This window comes from Pseudomonas sp. CMR5c (assembly GCF_003850545.1).
In the GTDB taxonomy this organism is placed as follows: Bacteria; Pseudomonadota; Gammaproteobacteria; order Pseudomonadales; family Pseudomonadaceae; genus Aquipseudomonas; species Aquipseudomonas piscis.
The window spans coordinates 1,767,948-1,783,175 of record NZ_CP027705.1 but is presented as its reverse complement, the minus strand read 5'-3'; the positions used below and the strand labels follow the sequence as shown (position 1 = coordinate 1,783,175).

The window sequence follows — 15,228 nt, the reverse complement described above, 5'->3', positions numbered from 1 at the left end:
TTATGCCAGAGCCTCCCAGGAAAACTCCACGCAGACGCTACGTCCGTCGTCCGCCCACTGTGCCTGGCGGCTCATCTGGCGAATCAGGCTGACCCCACGTCCGGACAGGCGCCCGATATCGCTGGGCCGGGCCATCACCGCCGCCACGTCGAAACCTTCGCCGCTGTCCTCGACCCGCACGGTCAGGCGCCCTCCCGTCTCCAGCGGTTCGACCCGCAGGTGGACGCGGACGAAGCCGTCGCGCAGCTCATCCAGGCGGCAAGTACGCTCCCGATAGTAGCGGGTGAAACCTTCGGCATCGCGCTTGAGCCGTGAGTCGAGCTTGAGCACGCCATGCTCCAGGGCATTGGAATAGAGCTCGGCTAGCACGCTGTACAAGGCTCCACTCTGGGAGCGCAGGCCGTGGACCTCCAGCAATAACTGCAACAGGTAAGGCAAGGGGTTGAAGCGCTTGAGGGTCTGGGCCCGGAATTCGAAGCTCACCGACCAGTCCAGGGGGCACGACTGGCCGCTGTCGGAATACACCAGTGCCGGCGGCGCCAGCTCGGCCAACTCCGGCAGGCTGACCTCGACCATGCTCAGGTCGTCCCGGGCCTGGCCGCCGAAATCCTCCAGGGCCTGGCGCACCTCGTCGAGCAGATGCTGCGCGTGCCGATTGGCAGCGAAGACCTGCTGCAAACGCTGCACACCGAACAGCTCCTCGGCAGCATTGCAGGTATCGATCACCCCGTCGGAGAGCAAGAACACCCGATCGCCCGGCGCCATGGGAAACACCTCGGTGCGATCCTCGAAGACCTCGGCGCTCAGCACCCCCAGCGGCAGGTGCCGGGATACCAGGGGCGTACGCCCGCCACTGGCGCATGCATACAGGTATCCCTCGGGCATGCCGCCGTTCCAGACCTCCAGGGAGCGCCGCTGGACACTCAGACAGACCATGGTGGCGCAGCAGAACATGTCCACCGGCAGGATGCGCTTGAGCTTGGCGTTCATCTCCCGCAGGGTTTCCGGCAGGCCATAACCCTTGGCGGTCATGCCATAGAACACCTCGGCCAGGGGCATGGCGCCCACCGCTGCCGGCAGGCCGTGGCCGGTGAAGTCGCCGAGCAGCACATGCATGTCCCCGGCCGGGGTATAGGCGGCCAGCAACAGGTCGCCATTGAACAGGGCATAGGGCGATTGCAGGTAACGGATGTTCGGAGCGTCCAGGCAACCGGAGTGGGCGACCTTGTCGAACACCGCCTTGGCCACCCGCTGCTCATTGAGCAGGTAGTCATGGTGACGGGTGATCTGGTCGCGCTGGCGCAACACCGTATCCTGCAAGCGCCGCAGGCGGTCCATGGCGTTGATCTTGGCGGCCAGGATCACCGGGTTGTAGGGCTTCGCCAGAAAATCGTCGCCCCCAGCCTCCAGGCAACGGGCCAGCGCCTCCCCTTCACTCAGGGAAGTCAGGAAGATGATCGGCACCAAAGCCTCGCCGGCCAGGTCGCGAATCCGCCGCGCGGCCTCGAACCCATCCATCACCGGCATCATCGCGTCCATCAGCACGATATGCGGACGCTCACGCTGGAACAGTTCCAGCGCCTCGGCGCCATTGCTCGCCGCCAGCACCTGGTGCCCCTGGCGCCGGACGATACTGGACAGCAGCATGCGATCGGCTGCGCCATCTTCGGCGATCAGCACGCACAAGGACTCGGTCATCGACCGCATACCGCTCAACTGATATCGAACAGCTTGTCGAAATTGGAGATGGCAAGGATCTTGCGCACGTCCGAATTGCTGTTGATCACCCGGACGTCGGCATTGTCGCCACCGGCGTGGTCGCGCAGCAGCAATAGCATGCCCAGGGCCGAACTATCGAGATAGGTGGCTTCCTTGAGATCCACCACGATGGACTCCGGCGTCTTGTTGAGCCGTTCGTAGGATTCACGAAATTCCTGGTGCCGCCCGAAATCGAAACGACCCTTGATCGAAATCGTGAGTTTCTGCCCGTCCGGGGATATTTCTGTAACGACCGACATGAGACTGCTTCCTTGTCATTGGCGACGTGTAGAAGGTTTAGCACCCACTGGACAGCCGAACAACCTGCAGGGAAAAAATCCGTCGTATCAGTAGGGGGATTGCCGGGGCAAACGCTGGGACAGTTCGTCCAGCAACTTCTGCTCGCGCTTGTCTTCAAGGATCCGGGCCTCGTCGATGTAGCGCTGCACCAGCTTGCGCAGGCCTTCGACCCGGGCATAGGCCTGCTGCCAGGCCTCGCGGGCACGATCGAGATTGTTCTGGTGCCAGGCCAGGCTCTGGCGCTGCTGGCCCACGGCGGTATCCAGCTGACTGAGGAAGAACTGGTAGTTCAGCAACCAGTGACCGGAAACCCCAAGCTTGCCGCGCTCGACCCACTGCTCCTGGTAATCGTTGCGAAAACGCTCCAGGTCGCCCAGCTTGCTCTCGGCGACCCGCACCTGGCCATGGAAGTACTCCAGGCGCTGGGCGGCGGTGCGCTCGGCGCTTTCCGCCATGTCCACCACCGGCGCCAGGCGCGCCGCACGGCTATCGGCCATGATCGGTTACCCGCCCGCGATCTGGGAGAACAGCATCTCCAGATGGGTCTGGCTATGGCCCAGACTGACGTTGTCGTTCAGCCCCTGGCGCAAGTAGGCCACCATCGCCGGATGCAGGGAAATCGCAGTATCGGTGTCGCGGTCGCCACCGGCAACGTAGGCACCGACGCTGATCAGGTCGCGAGCCTGCTGGTAACGCGACCACAGCTGCTTGAAATACTGGGCCCGTCCCATGTTTTCGGGACTGATCACCGCCGGCATGACCCGGCTGATGGAAGCCTCGATGTCGATCGCCGGGTAATGCCCCTCCTCGGCCAGGCGCCGGGACAGCACGATATGCCCGTCGAGCACGCCTCGCGCGGAGTCGGCGATCGGATCCTGCTGGTCGTCGCCTTCGGACAGCACGGTATAGAACGCGGTGATCGAACCGCCGCCGGCCTCGGCGTTGCCCGCACGCTCCACCAGCTTGGGCAGCTTGGCGAACACCGATGGCGGATAACCCTTGGTCGCCGGTGGCTCGCCGATCGCCAGGGCGATTTCCCGCTGGGCCTGGGCGAAACGGGTCAAAGAATCCATCAGCAACAGGACATTCTTGCCCTTGTCGCGAAAGTATTCGGCGATCCGCGTGCAGTACATCGCCGCACGCAGGCGCATCAACGGCGCGTCGTCGGCTGGCGAGGCCACCACCACCGAGCGCTTGAGCCCTTCCTCGCCGAGGATATGCTCGATGAACTCCTTGACCTCGCGGCCCCGCTCGCCGATCAGCCCGACCACGATGATGTCGGCCTCGGTGAAGCGGGTCATCATCCCCAGCAGCACACTCTTGCCCACGCCGGTACCGGCGAAGAGACCCAGGCGCTGGCCGCGACCCACCGTCAATAAACCGTTGATGCTGCGAATGCCCACATCCAGCGGCTGGCTGATGGGATCGCGGTTGAGCGGGTTGATTGTCGGACCATCCATGGGCACCCAGTCCTCGGCGCGCATACCGCCCTTGCCATCCAGCGCCCGGCCGGCGCCGTCCAGCACCCGGCCAAGCATGCTCATGCCCATGGGCAGGCGCCCGGTGTCGGCCAAGGGCACTACCCGCGCGCCCGGGGCGATCCCTGCGACGCTGCCCACCGGCATCAGGAAGACCTTGCTCCCGGAGAAGCCCATGACCTCGGCTTCGACCTGGACCGGATGGTAGCTGTCATCGTTGATCACCAGGCAGCGAGTACCCATGGCGGCCCGCAGGCCTTCGGCCTCCAGGGTCAGGCCGACCATGCGCAGCAGGCGCCCTTCGAGGATCGGCTGGCCCGGCAGCGCGATCGCCTCGGCGTAGCCGCCCAGGCGCTTGCCGAAGCTGGTGCGCTCAAGACGCATGGTCGGGGCCTGCGGGATCGGGCTGCCCGGCATCCGGGTCGGCGCCAGGATCGACCGCCGCCTGCGGCAGGTCCGGAGTGCGCGGGCCGAGCTCCAGGTTCAGGTCCGCCGACGCCGGGTGCAGCGATTGCTCGTGCAGTTGATCGAAGAGCTGGTCCATGGCCTGGGTAATCCGGGTCTCGACGCTGGCATCGATGCGACTGTGCTCGGTCTCGACCCGGCAACCGCCCGGCAGCAGGGACTCGTCTTCGACGATGCGCCAGCTTTCCTCATGCCGGTCGCGCAGGCTCTTGACCTGTTCGAAGTCCTGCGGATTGATGTAGAGCCGCACGTTGCCAACGCCCAGGGGCAGCAGCTTGAGGGCCTCGCGCATCACGTGCTCGATCTGGCTGGAGTCCATCGCCAGTTCGCGCTGGATCACCTGGCGGGCGATATGCCTGACCAGGTCCACCAGGGTTTTCTCGATCTGGGTATCTTGTTCGGCGATCGGCTCGAACAGGTTGCCCATCAGCAGCTCGAGCGCCTGCAATTTGGCGTTCAGCGCGACTTCGGCTTCCTGGCGGACCTTGAGCGTGGTGCTGTGGAAGCCCTCGCGCTCGCCGGTGGCGAAACCTTCGTTATAGGCTTCCTGGCGAATGCTCTCGAGCTCCTCGAGGGTCAGTGGCTGGACTTCCTCCAGCGGCACCTCCTCGATTTCTTCCTCGACTTCCTCTGGCTCCGGTTCCGGCTCGGGCTCGGGTTCCGGGTCGAAGCTGGGCAATGCCCAGACGTCGAAACCCTCCACGTCCCGAGCACGGATCAGGCCGCTCTGGGTTTCATCACTGCTGGACGACATAAAGCGACCTTAGATCATTTCTTCGCCGCCCTTCCCACCGAGAACGATCTCTCCGGCTTCGGCCATACGGCGGGCAATGGTGAGGATTTCCTTCTGCGCGGTCTCCACGTCGCTGACGCGTACCGGACCCTTGGCTTCCAGGTCGTCGCGCAGCAGCTCGGCGGCACGCTTGGACATGTTCTTGAAGATCTTCTCCTTGACCCCTTCGTCCGACCCCTTGAGGGCCAGCACCAGTACGTCGGAAGACACCTCGCGCAACAGCGCCTGGATACCACGGTCGTCGACGTCGGCCAGGTTGTTGAAGACGAACATCAGATCCTCGATCTGGCCGGACAGGTCTTCGTCCACTTCGCGGATCGAATCCATCAGCTGACCTTCGATCGAGCTGTCGAGGAAGTTCATGATGTCGGCCGCACGCTTGATACCGCCCAGGGTGGTACGCGAAGCATTGGAATTGCCGGAGAACTGTTTCTCGAGGATCTGGTTCAGCTCTTTCAGGGCCGCAGGTTGCACGGTATTGAGCGAGGAAACGCGCAGGATGATGTCCAGGCGCGCCTTGTGGTCGAAATTGCCCAGCACCTCGCCCGCCTGGTCCGGATCCAGGTAGGCCACCACGATGGCCTGGATCTGCGGGTGTTCGTAGCGGATCACATCGGCCACGGCCCGCGGCTCCATCCACTTCAAGCTGTCCAGGCCGCTGGTGTTGCCGCCCAGGAGGATACGGTCGATCAGGCCGTTGGCCTTGTCCTCGCCCAGGGCCTGGGTGAGCATCTTGCGCACATAGTCGTCGGAGCCTACACCGAGGCTGGTCTGGTCGCCGACGATGTCGACGAACTCGCTCATCACCTGCTCGACCTGCTCACGGTGCACGTTACCCATCTGGGCCATGGCCACGCCCACCCGCTGGACCTCCTTGGGCCCCATGTGGCGCAGCACTTGCGCGGCATCGGTGGAACCCAGGGACAGCAGCAGGATCGCGGCCTTGTCGACCCGGGTCAGTTTGGCGGTAGCGGCTCGGTTATCACTCATCTGCGTTAATCCACTCTTTCACGACCTGGGCCACACGACCCGGGTCTTCTGCCACCAGACTCTTGATTGCATTCAACTGAGCGTCATAACCCTCGCTCGGGCTAGGCAGCAGGATGCTTTGCGGACCGCCGAGGCTGACCCGATCGTTGGCCAGCTCGCCATCCAGGCCGCCCATGCCGCCCAGCTCGACGTCGCTGCCCAGGCCTGCCAGCTGTTTGCCCTTGCCGCCGCCGGTGATGTTATTGAGCACCGGACGCAAGACCCCGAACACCAGCACCAGGATGAACAGCACGCCCAGCACTTGCTTGACGATGTCCCAGAACCAGGGCTGCGAGTAGAACGGAATATCGGCGACCACTTCCCCACGGTCGGCGGAGAACGGCACGTTGATCACGCTGACGCTGTCACCGCGACTGGCGTCGAAGCCCACGGCGTCCTGGACCAGGCGAGTGAAACGCGCCAATTCGTCGGCGCTCCACGGCGCACGGGTGGTTTCGCCATTGGCCGGGTTGACCTTGACCTGATCGTCCACCACCACGGCCACCGACAGGCGGTTCAGGCGACCCTGCTGCTGCTTGGTATGGCTGATGGAACGGTCGAGCTCGAAGTTCTTGGTGGATTGTTGACGCTTATCCGACGGATACGGTGCCAGCATCGGCTGGCCGGTGGCCGGATCCATTACCTGCTGGCCGTTGGCATCCAGCAAAGGCTGGCCTGGCTGCACCATGCCGGCCGAGGCGGTGGCGCCACCGGTGGTTTGCGGAGCCGAAGCAGGCGACGGCGGCTGGTTGCTCAGGGCACCAGGCACGCCTTGCGGGCCATTGCTGCTGGAGCGCTGCTCGTTGACCGACTGCTCGCTGCGCAGGGCCGGCTGGTCGGGGTTGAACTGCTCGGAGGTGGACTCCACCGCGCTGAAATCGACATCGGCCGAGACTTCGGCCTTGTAGCGATCGTTACCCAGCACCGGTTGCAGGATGTTGTGCACCCGCTGGGTCAGCATGCTTTCCATGCGACGGCTGTAGTCGAACTGCTTGCCGGCCATGGTCAGCGCGGAGTTTTCCGCCTGGTCGGACAGCAGGTTGCCCTTCTGGTCGACCACGGTGACCTGGGACTTGCTCAATTCGGGGACGCTGGTAGCCACCAGGTTGACGATGGCCATGACCTGGCCAGGCTCCAGGGAGCGGCCGGAATACAGCTCGACCAAGACCGAAGCGCTGGGCTTGCGTTCATCACGGACGAATACCGAGCTTTTCGGAATGGCCAGGTGCACCCGGGCGCCCTTGACGTTGTTCAGACTGGAGATGGTCCGAGCCAGCTCGCCCTCCAGGCCACGACGATAACGGGTGGCCTCCATGAACTGGCTGGTGCCCAGGCCTTGCTCTTTATCGAGGATCTCGAAACCGACATTGCCGTCGCCCGGTGCAACGCCAGCGGCGGCCAGCTTCAGGCGCGCCCGGGGCAGGTCGTCGGCCTTGACCAGAAGAGCGCCGGAGTTGGGCTCGACGGTATAGGGAATGTCGGCAGAGGCCAGGGTATCCATGACCTGCTTGGCGTCCATCCCCGCCAGGCTGCCGTAAAGCGGCCGGTAATCGGGCTGCTGGGACCACAACACCACGGCGAAGCCGATCGCCACGCTGGCGGCCAGGCCCACCAACAGGCCAACCTGACGCAACATGGTCATCTGGGACAGGTTTTCCAGGAACGACAAACCGAACAGCGGCGGTTTCCCGTCTACCGGCGGCGTGGTCTTGGCCGGTACGTTATCGGCGACTGCTTCTGCCATGACTCAATCTCGTCCTTAAACCGGCATCTGCATGATGTCTTGATACGCTTGAACCAGCTTGTTACGCACCTGGGTCAAGGCTTGAAAAGACACACTGGCCTTTTGCGAGGAAATCATCACGTCCGTCAGATCGACGCCGCTCTTGCCGATCTCGAAGGCACTGGCCAGCTGATTGGACGCCTGCTGGGTGTCGTTGACCTTGTTCACGGCCTGGCCAAGCAGATCAGCGAAGCTGCTACCGCTGACCTGTGCTACTGCGGCAGATTTTGGCTGCGACATGGCGTCCATTTGCATGGCCCGCATATCCAGCATCAACCGATTAAATTCAATACCTTGGCTCATGGTTTACTCTCTCTGACGACCCGCATTTTTTTGACGCTCACTCCGCGGTTAGTGAGGTGTTAGCAACAAGGGTGCCAGCTCCATGGCCCAACCCCACAAAAGCCATCCTGGCCTTGCAGGTCACTCATCAAGTAGCGAACAGATAAGCCTCGACGTCCATCCCGGCGTCACGCATCTGCGCCAACTTGTAACGCAGCGTGCGCGGGCTGATGCCCAGGCGCTCCGCCGCCTCCTTGCGTCGCCCGCGCTCGGAGCGCAGGGTATCGATGATCATCTGGAATTCCCGACGTCGCAGATCGTCGCCCAGGCCGCCCGGCTCCTGGAATGCAACCTCTGCTTCACCCGCCACGCCAGGCGTCGAGACCTGGCCTGCGGAGGCCAGCGCCGGCAATGGCGCGCACGCCACTGGACCGGCCAGGCAGAAGTCCTGCGGGCGGATCACTCCTCCCTGCTGCAGGATCAAGGCTCGCTGCAACGCGTTGTCCAGCTCCCGCACATTGCCCGGCCAGGGATAACCCAACAGGCAGGCCCGGGCCTCGGCGGACAGCTTGGCGCTGGCATGCTTCATTTTATTGACATGCTTGACCAGCAAGCGCTCGGCCAGCGGCAAGATATCGGCAGGCCGCTCGCGTAATGGACGCCAAGCCAGGGGGAAAACCGACAGGCGGTAATAGAGGTCTTCACGGAAGCGGCCGGCGGCCACTTCTCCCGCCAAGTCACGGTTGGTGGTAGCCACCACCCTGATATCCAGGCTGATCGGCTTGCGCGCCCCGACCCGCTCCACTTCGCGCTCCTGCAGGACTCGCAGCAACTTGGCCTGCAGGCCCAGGGGCATCTCGGAGATCTCGTCCAGCAGGATGGTGCCGCCGTCGGCCTGCTCGAACTTGCCAGGCTGGGCAGCGATGGCGCCGGTGAACGAGCCCTTTTCATGGCCGAACAACGTGGCCTCGAGCATGTTGTCGGGGATCGCCGCGCAGTTGATGGCGATGAACGGTTGCCCGGCACGATGGGAATGCTGATGGATATAACGCGCCAACACCTCCTTGCCTGTGCCGGACTCGCCGGAAATCAGTACGGTGGAGTCGCTGCGTGCCACCCGCGTCGCCAACTCCAGCAACTGCACACTGGCAGGCTCGAAGGCTACCGGCCCCTCCTCCTCGACCGCCCCCAGGCAACCCAAGGCATGGCGCGCCACAAGGTCGAGCAGCGCCCTGGGCTCGAAAGGCTTGACCAGGTAGTCGGCGGCCCCTTGGCGCATGGCATCCACCGCACGCTCCACCGCGCCATGGGCGGTCATCAGCAACACCGGCAGTTGTGGCTGGCGCGCGCGCAACAGGCCAAGCAGCTGATGGCCATCCATGCCCGGCATGTTGACATCACTGACCACAAGGCTGAAGGACTCGGCCGACGCAGCCTCCAGAGCCGCCTCCGCACTGCCCACGGCCTTGTAGTCATGGCCAGCCAGCAAGAGGGTATCCGCCAGGGCCTCGCGCAGGGCGCGATCGTCTTCAACCAGTAGAACCTTGATTGCCATTACCTTCACTCCACTCCAGGGGCACTGGAAAACAGAGGCAGGGTCACCAGTGCACAAGTACCGCGCCCGGGACGCGAGCGCAGGGACAATTCTCCCTGATGGGCACGCGCCACTGCCTTGACCACCGTCAGGCCGAGCCCGGTGCCGTTGGCCTTGGTGGTGAAAAACGGTTCGCCCAGGCGCTCCAACACCTCGGTCTCGATACCGCTGCCACTGTCGCTGACGCACAGGCGCAAGGTGTCGTCCCGGCGATACAGGTGCACCTTCAGCCGCGCAGTACCGGCACTGGCCTGGACCGCGTTTTCGATCAGGTTGAGCAACGCCCCCACCAGGGTGTCGCGATTGCACAGCAGCTCACCCTCATGGCTGTCGCACTGCCAGCGCACGGCAACATCCTGGACATGGGTCAGGGCGGCGGCCTGCAGGGATTGCAACAACGACTTGGGCGTCAGGCGATCGGTGAGCGGCAGCTCGCCACGGGCGAATACCAGCATGTCGCGCACCTGGTGCTCGAGCTCATGCAGGCGCTCCTTGAGCCGCCCGGCAAAGCGCTGGTGAGTGGCCACCGGCAGCTCTTGTTCGGTCAAGTGACTGGCGTACAGCAACGCCGCGGACAGCGGCGTACGGATCTGGTGGGCCAGGGAGGCGACCATCTTGCCCAGGGAGGACAGACGCTCGTGGCGCGCCAGTTGGTCTTGCAGGTGGCGGGTCTCGGTCAGGTCATTGAGCAGCACCAACTGTCCAGGCTCGGCATCCAGCGAACGGGTGGAGATGGACAGGCGCCGGCCGTCGCGCAGGGAGATCTCGTGGCCGTCATCCTCGCGAGGGGCGAAGCTGCGGGCGATGATGTTGCGCCACAACTGCCCCTCCAACGGCAAGCCCAGCAACTCGCAGGCCGCCGGGTTGGCCTCGCTGACGATGCCATGGCCGTCGATGACGATGACCCCGCCCGGCAACAGGTCCAGCAGGTTCTGCAAGCGGTTGGCCAAGCGCTCTTTTTCCGCCAGCTCCTGCATGCGCTGGGCACTGACCACCGCCAGCTCGCCCTTGAGCTCGGTGACCCGGGCTTCGAGCATGCTGTAGGAGTCAGTAAGTTGGCTCGACATCTGGTTGAACAAGGCGAAGGCCTGCTCGAGGCCAAGCCGGCTCACCTGCTCTACGGACGACGATTGCCCCTGGGTATCGGGGGCAGGAGACATCTGGGCGGCTTGGGGCATGGGGCTCTCTCGCGTGGCTGACCGTCAGTTAAACGGAACGTTGCGAGAGACTTAGCAATACCCGTGCCTAAAAAAAACCGCCCGGATTTCAGCGACCTGGAAAACAGGCGTCAATCATCCGCCTGCTCATCCCCTTCACGACGGCTCATACCGTACTTGCGCATCTTCTCCACCAGGGTGGTACGACGAATACGCAAGCGCTCGGCGGCCCGCGCCACGATGCCGTTGGCATCGTCCAGCGCCTGCTGGATCAGGCCCTGCTCCAGGCTACCGAGGTAATCCTTGAGGTCCAGGCCCTCGGGCGGCAGCATGGCGGTGGCGGAGAAGTCCGGCGCATGGCCGTTGATCGCCACCCGCTCTTCCAGGTCGCTACGCAGGCTGTCCACCAGTTGCTCGTCTTCGTCATCGACGTAGCGAAACTTCTTCGGCAACTCGACCACGCCGATCACCCCATAGGGATGCATGATCGCCATGCGCTCCACCAGATTGGCCAGCTCGCGGACGTTGCCCGGCCAGCCATGGCGGCACAGGGACATGATGGCGGCGGAATTGAAACGGATCGAACCGCGCTTTTCGTGCTCCATGCGCGAAATCAATTCGTTCATCAGCAGCGGAATATCTTCCACCCGCTCACGCAACGGCGCCATTTCGATGGGGAACACATTGAGACGGTAGTACAGGTCCTCACGGAAACTGCCCACCTCGATCATGCTTTCCAGGTTCTTGTGGGTCGCCGCGATGATGCGCACGTCGACGCCCTGGGTCTTGTTGCTACCCACGCGCTCGAAGGTGCGTTCCTGCAGCACGCGCAGCAGCTTGACCTGCATCGGCAGCGGCATGTCGCCGATCTCGTCGAGGAACAGGGTCCCGCCGTTGGCCAACTCGAAACGCCCGGCACGGCTGGTGATGGCACCGGTGAAGGCGCCCTTCTCATGGCCAAACAGCTCGCTTTCCAGCAACTCGGCAGGAATCGCCCCACAATTGACCGGCACGAAGGGCGCGTCGCGGCGCTTGGAGTGATAGTGCAAGTTGCGTGCAACCACTTCCTTGCCAGTACCCGACTCACCCAGGATCAGCACGCTGGCATCGGTATCCGCCACCTGCTGCATCATCTGCCGGACATGCTGGATCGCCCGGCTGGTGCCGACCAGGCTACGAAACAGATTGGGTTCGCGATGACGCCCGCGCTCACGCGCCTGGTCGTACATCTCGCGGTAGACCTGGGCCCGGTGCAGGGAATCGAGCAACTTGCTGTAGCTGGGAGGCATCTCCAGGCTAGACAACACCCGGCGCCGCTGGTCTTCGGGCAGCTCGACGGAAGAATTTTCGCCCATCAGCAAAACTGGAAGGAACTCATCCCAGGTCGAGAGTGTCTTTAACAAGCCCAGAAGCGCACCAGGAGCATTTACAGTCCCGATGAGGACGCAGATCACTTCTCGACTAGACGACAGAGAGCCGACAGCCTGCTGCCAGTCATGGCTAGCGCAGGGTAAATTTTCTTCACCGAGAAAATTTAAAATCACCGCCAGGTCGCGGCGGCGAACGCTATCGTCATCGATCAGCAGAATTTTGGTTTCACGCCACATGCAATAGCAACTTCCCTAGTCAACTCAATGCCCGGAAATTAAGGGGCAAGCTAGACGCGCTTGAAGGCATTTGCCTGCCTTCATAGACGCCTGAAATCTGAAAACAGCCACTAGTTAAGTCAAAAAAGCGTGCACAGTCAAATTTATGGCGCGCAGCGTTCGGATCAACTCGACATTAACCGAACAAATGGTAAACCTTTGCCGCGTTCTGCGCTTGGTGGATCTGCGACATCTCGTCGAATATCGCCTGGCGCTCACCTGTCGCCACTTCCAGCAATTGCCGGTAGACCCCCAGCAACTCTTCAAGATTGCTCCTGAGGGCAACCTCGTCGACCTCGGCCTCTCCGAGCACGTCCTCCATGCATGAACGACAAGCCAGGTCCAATTCACCGATGGCTTGCCAATTGCGCTCAGCCAGGGCGTCGACCAGGGCCACGCGCGTTTCTTCAATGCGTTGCAGGACAGCACTCATGGTGTTTCTCCTTTAAAACTGCGGGCCTGGAGCCGCAATGGCATCCCAGCCCTCTTTGACCGTGCGTAGCAGCCCAGCCACCTCGTCGAGGATCTTGGGGTCGGTCTTGAGGTTGGCCTCGGTGAGGCGCTTCATCATGTAGGTATACAGACCATCCAGGTCCGCCAGGCTGTCCATGGAGTTTTCCAGATCCAGGCCTTCGCGCAAGCCACCCACAATGCCAATGGCCTTAGTGATGAATATGCCCTTGTTGGCGATATCACCGCGCTCCATGGCGCCCTTGGCCTGAGCGATACGGTCCAGGCCACCTTCCATCAGCATTTGCACCAGACGATGCGGACTGGCCTCGGAAGTCTGCGCCTGCCCACCCACCTTTTGATATTGCCGAAGGGCTAACATCGGATTCATGTGGTACCTCTTCAAAACTCAAGGGTTCGTATAAACAGCGTATCGACGCAACGTCAAAAAACTTTAGGTCAAATGCAAAAGCCCGGAGCGCTGGGAAACGCTGCCGGGCTTTTGGCGCAGATTATATATCAGCCTTTCTTCTGGGCGTTCATGGCCTCGAACATGGAGGTGATGTTGCTGGCGGTGGCCTTCAGCTTGCCCACCAGGGTATCCATGTCGTTGTACTTCTTGGTCAAAACGGCCGTCAGGGTTTCAATCCGCCGATCCAAGGCTGCCTGCTGGTCGGCTAGCTTTTTCTTGGTCAGATCCAGGGTCTTGCTCCGAGTGGTCAGGATCCCCTCGCTCATCGTGCCGACACCCTGGGTGAACGGCTTGATGGCGCTGGTCATGCGGTCCAGCAGGCCCGGATTGGTGCCGTCGCCGGTAAACAGCTTTTGCACTTCACCACCAAGCTTCTTGTCATTCACCGCCGCAGTGAACTTCTTGTCGTCAAAATCCAGGGCGCCAGTCTTCTGGTTGGTAGTGATCCCCAACTGCGACAACACAGTGAGCTTGTCACCGGCACCGACTTCCGACAGTGGCCCACGAATGGCCGACAGGATCGAGCGCGGCAGCGGATCACCGGTCAGCTGCGCCGGAACGGTCAGCTTGCCGTTATCGTCCAGGGACGGCTTGGTCAGGGTACTGATACCGTTGACCACAGCGTTGTAGGCTTCGACGAACTTCTGGACCGAAGCCTTTAGGCCATCGGTGTTGGTCTTCACTTCCACAGTGATCGGAGCGGTAGTCTTGGCCACCAGGTTCAGCTTCAAGCCCGAAACAGCCTGGGTAACGGTGTTGCTCTTGCTGGTCAACGGCATGCCGTCGACGGTGAACTTGGCATCCTGGGCCAGGCCACCAATGGCGCCCGAAGAATCGGCCTTCATGGGATCGGCATCGCTACCTGCCGGCATCGGCTTGGTACCATCGATCTCCAGGCCGGCAATCCCGCCCACGGAGATATCCGAACCGGCGCCGGTCTTGTCCGAACCGATTACCAGGCGCGAACCGAAGGAGTCGGTGACGATGTTGGCATTGAACCCAGCCCCAGACAGCGTGGAGTCGGCGTTGATCGCATCCCGCACCGACTGCAGGGTCGCATTGGCACCGACGGCCAACGAGTAGTTAGTGCCATTTTGAGTGATATTCAAGGTACCACTCGCACTCGTAACAACACTGGAAGCCCCCCCGGCAAAAGCCTTGGTAGCTACTTTTGACGAAGTTGCAAGTTGCGAAACACTGACACTGTACTTACCAGATACCGCAGCGTTGGTCGCAGTGGCGTCCACAAATTTGGCATCACTGGAAGTGGCGGCAAAACCGGCAAATGCGGGAGTAACCGCACTGCCCAAGCCAGTGACAGAGAGAGTGCTCTGGAGGGTCGACAACAACGACTGCAAGGTGCCGATACCGGAGATACTCGCGCTGTTATTCTCAGTCGCACGGTCGATCTGGCCCTGTTTGGCTGCCTTGTCGGCACTCACCAACGCCTTGACGATGGCACCGGTATCGAGACCGGAACCCAGGCCGGTACCCGGTAGAATTGGACTTGCCATGTGTATCTCCCTTCAGTGTGCCGCCAGTCTTTTGACCACCATTGCGATCAAAAAATCAGAAAACAATATTCGTGCCAGCCATCAAACCTTGGCGCTAAACAGCAGGCTGCTGGCATCGTTCAAGCTATTGGCCAGCTTCAGGACTTCTTCATTGGGGATCTGGCGAACCACCTCCCCCGAATCGCTGGCAATGACCTTGACTACAACCTTCCCGGAGGGCTCGTCGATGGAGAACTCCAGGTTACGCTTGACCGATTGAACGAACTTCTCGATTTCCTGCACGGCCATCTTCAGTTTTTCCTGTTCGGCCTGCGCCTCTTTCTTGCTGCCCTGCGTGGACACAGCCACTTCAGGAGCGGCATGAACGACAGAAAGATCCTCTCGAGGCTTCTCCACGGGCTTGTCGACAACCGGAGTCGCGGACTTGGCCACGGGATAAGACAAGTTCAGCTTCACGCTCATATCCATGTCCACCACCTCTCAAAGTAAAAAGGCGAGAGAGCACGA

15 protein-coding genes are annotated in these 15,228 nt (G+C 62.2%); all 15 read right to left on the bottom strand.

The window, feature by feature from the left end; all coding sequences use genetic code 11:
- The gene (locus tag C4K40_RS08310) at positions 1-1,707 is read right to left on the bottom strand and encodes a fused response regulator/phosphatase (protein ID WP_022643030.1); all 1,707 of its coding nucleotides are present in this window, start codon (positions 1,705-1,707) and stop codon (positions 1-3) included.
- A 5-nt stretch (positions 1,708-1,712) separates the two neighbouring features.
- Positions 1,713-2,018 (bottom strand): STAS domain-containing protein, encoded by a 306-nt coding sequence (locus tag C4K40_RS08305; RefSeq protein WP_022643029.1) that lies wholly within the window; start codon positions 2,016-2,018, stop codon positions 1,713-1,715.
- An 87-nt stretch (positions 2,019-2,105) separates the two neighbouring features.
- Positions 2,106-2,555 (bottom strand): flagellar export protein FliJ, encoded by a 450-nt coding sequence (fliJ, locus tag C4K40_RS08300; RefSeq protein ID WP_022643028.1) that lies wholly within the window; start codon positions 2,553-2,555, stop codon positions 2,106-2,108.
- A gap of 6 nt (positions 2,556-2,561) precedes the next feature.
- The gene (gene fliI / locus C4K40_RS08295; RefSeq protein WP_031321159.1) at positions 2,562-3,920 is read right to left on the bottom strand and encodes a flagellar protein export ATPase FliI; all 1,359 of its coding nucleotides are present in this window, start codon (positions 3,918-3,920) and stop codon (positions 2,562-2,564) included.
- A complete protein-coding gene (fliH, locus tag C4K40_RS08290; protein ID WP_053135098.1) occupies positions 3,910-4,755 on the bottom strand; it encodes a flagellar assembly protein FliH in 846 nt (281 codons plus the stop codon). Before fliH ends, fliI begins: the two co-directional genes overlap by 11 nt.
- 9 nt (positions 4,756-4,764) lie before the next feature.
- Positions 4,765-5,784 carry a flagellar motor switch protein FliG gene (gene fliG, locus C4K40_RS08285; RefSeq protein WP_011059975.1) on the bottom strand — a complete coding sequence of 340 codons (1,020 nt, stop codon included), beginning with the start codon at positions 5,782-5,784 and terminating at the stop codon, positions 4,765-4,767.
- Positions 5,777-7,567 carry a flagellar basal-body MS-ring/collar protein FliF gene (fliF, locus tag C4K40_RS08280; protein ID WP_022643025.1) on the bottom strand — a complete coding sequence of 597 codons (1,791 nt, stop codon included), beginning with the start codon at positions 7,565-7,567 and terminating at the stop codon, positions 5,777-5,779. Before fliF ends, fliG begins: the two co-directional genes overlap by 8 nt.
- A 15-nt stretch (positions 7,568-7,582) precedes the next feature.
- Complete coding sequence (gene fliE, locus C4K40_RS08275; RefSeq protein ID WP_031321153.1) at positions 7,583-7,909, bottom strand: flagellar hook-basal body complex protein FliE; 327 nt, start codon at positions 7,907-7,909, stop codon at positions 7,583-7,585.
- A gap of 127 nt (positions 7,910-8,036) precedes the next feature.
- A complete protein-coding gene (fleR, locus tag C4K40_RS08270) occupies positions 8,037-9,443 on the bottom strand; it encodes a sigma-54-dependent response regulator transcription factor FleR (protein WP_022643023.1) in 1,407 nt (468 codons plus the stop codon).
- 5 nt (positions 9,444-9,448) lie between these two features.
- Complete coding sequence (locus C4K40_RS08265) at positions 9,449-10,660, bottom strand: PAS domain-containing sensor histidine kinase (RefSeq protein WP_022643022.1); 1,212 nt, start codon at positions 10,658-10,660, stop codon at positions 9,449-9,451.
- A gap of 110 nt (positions 10,661-10,770) precedes the next feature.
- A complete protein-coding gene (locus C4K40_RS08260; protein WP_031321151.1) occupies positions 10,771-12,246 on the bottom strand; it encodes a sigma-54 dependent transcriptional regulator in 1,476 nt (491 codons plus the stop codon).
- 175 nt (positions 12,247-12,421) lie between these two features.
- Entirely contained in the window at positions 12,422-12,718 is a 297-nt protein-coding gene (locus C4K40_RS08255) for a hypothetical protein (RefSeq protein ID WP_022643020.1), read from the bottom strand.
- Positions 12,719-12,730: 12 nt separating this feature from the next.
- On the bottom strand, positions 12,731-13,126 hold the full coding sequence (fliS, locus tag C4K40_RS08250; RefSeq protein WP_022643019.1) for a flagellar export chaperone FliS: 396 nt from the start codon (positions 13,124-13,126) through the stop codon (positions 12,731-12,733).
- A gap of 128 nt (positions 13,127-13,254) precedes the next feature.
- Positions 13,255-14,721, bottom strand: a complete 1,467-nt coding sequence (gene fliD / locus C4K40_RS08245) for a flagellar filament capping protein FliD (RefSeq protein ID WP_031321149.1) — start codon at positions 14,719-14,721, stop codon at positions 13,255-13,257.
- 81 nt (positions 14,722-14,802) lie between these two features.
- Positions 14,803-15,189: a flagellar protein FlaG gene (locus C4K40_RS08240; RefSeq protein ID WP_053135102.1), complete on the bottom strand. Its 387-nt coding sequence runs from the start codon at positions 15,187-15,189 to the stop codon at positions 14,803-14,805.
- Positions 15,190-15,228: the final 39 nt, after the last annotated feature.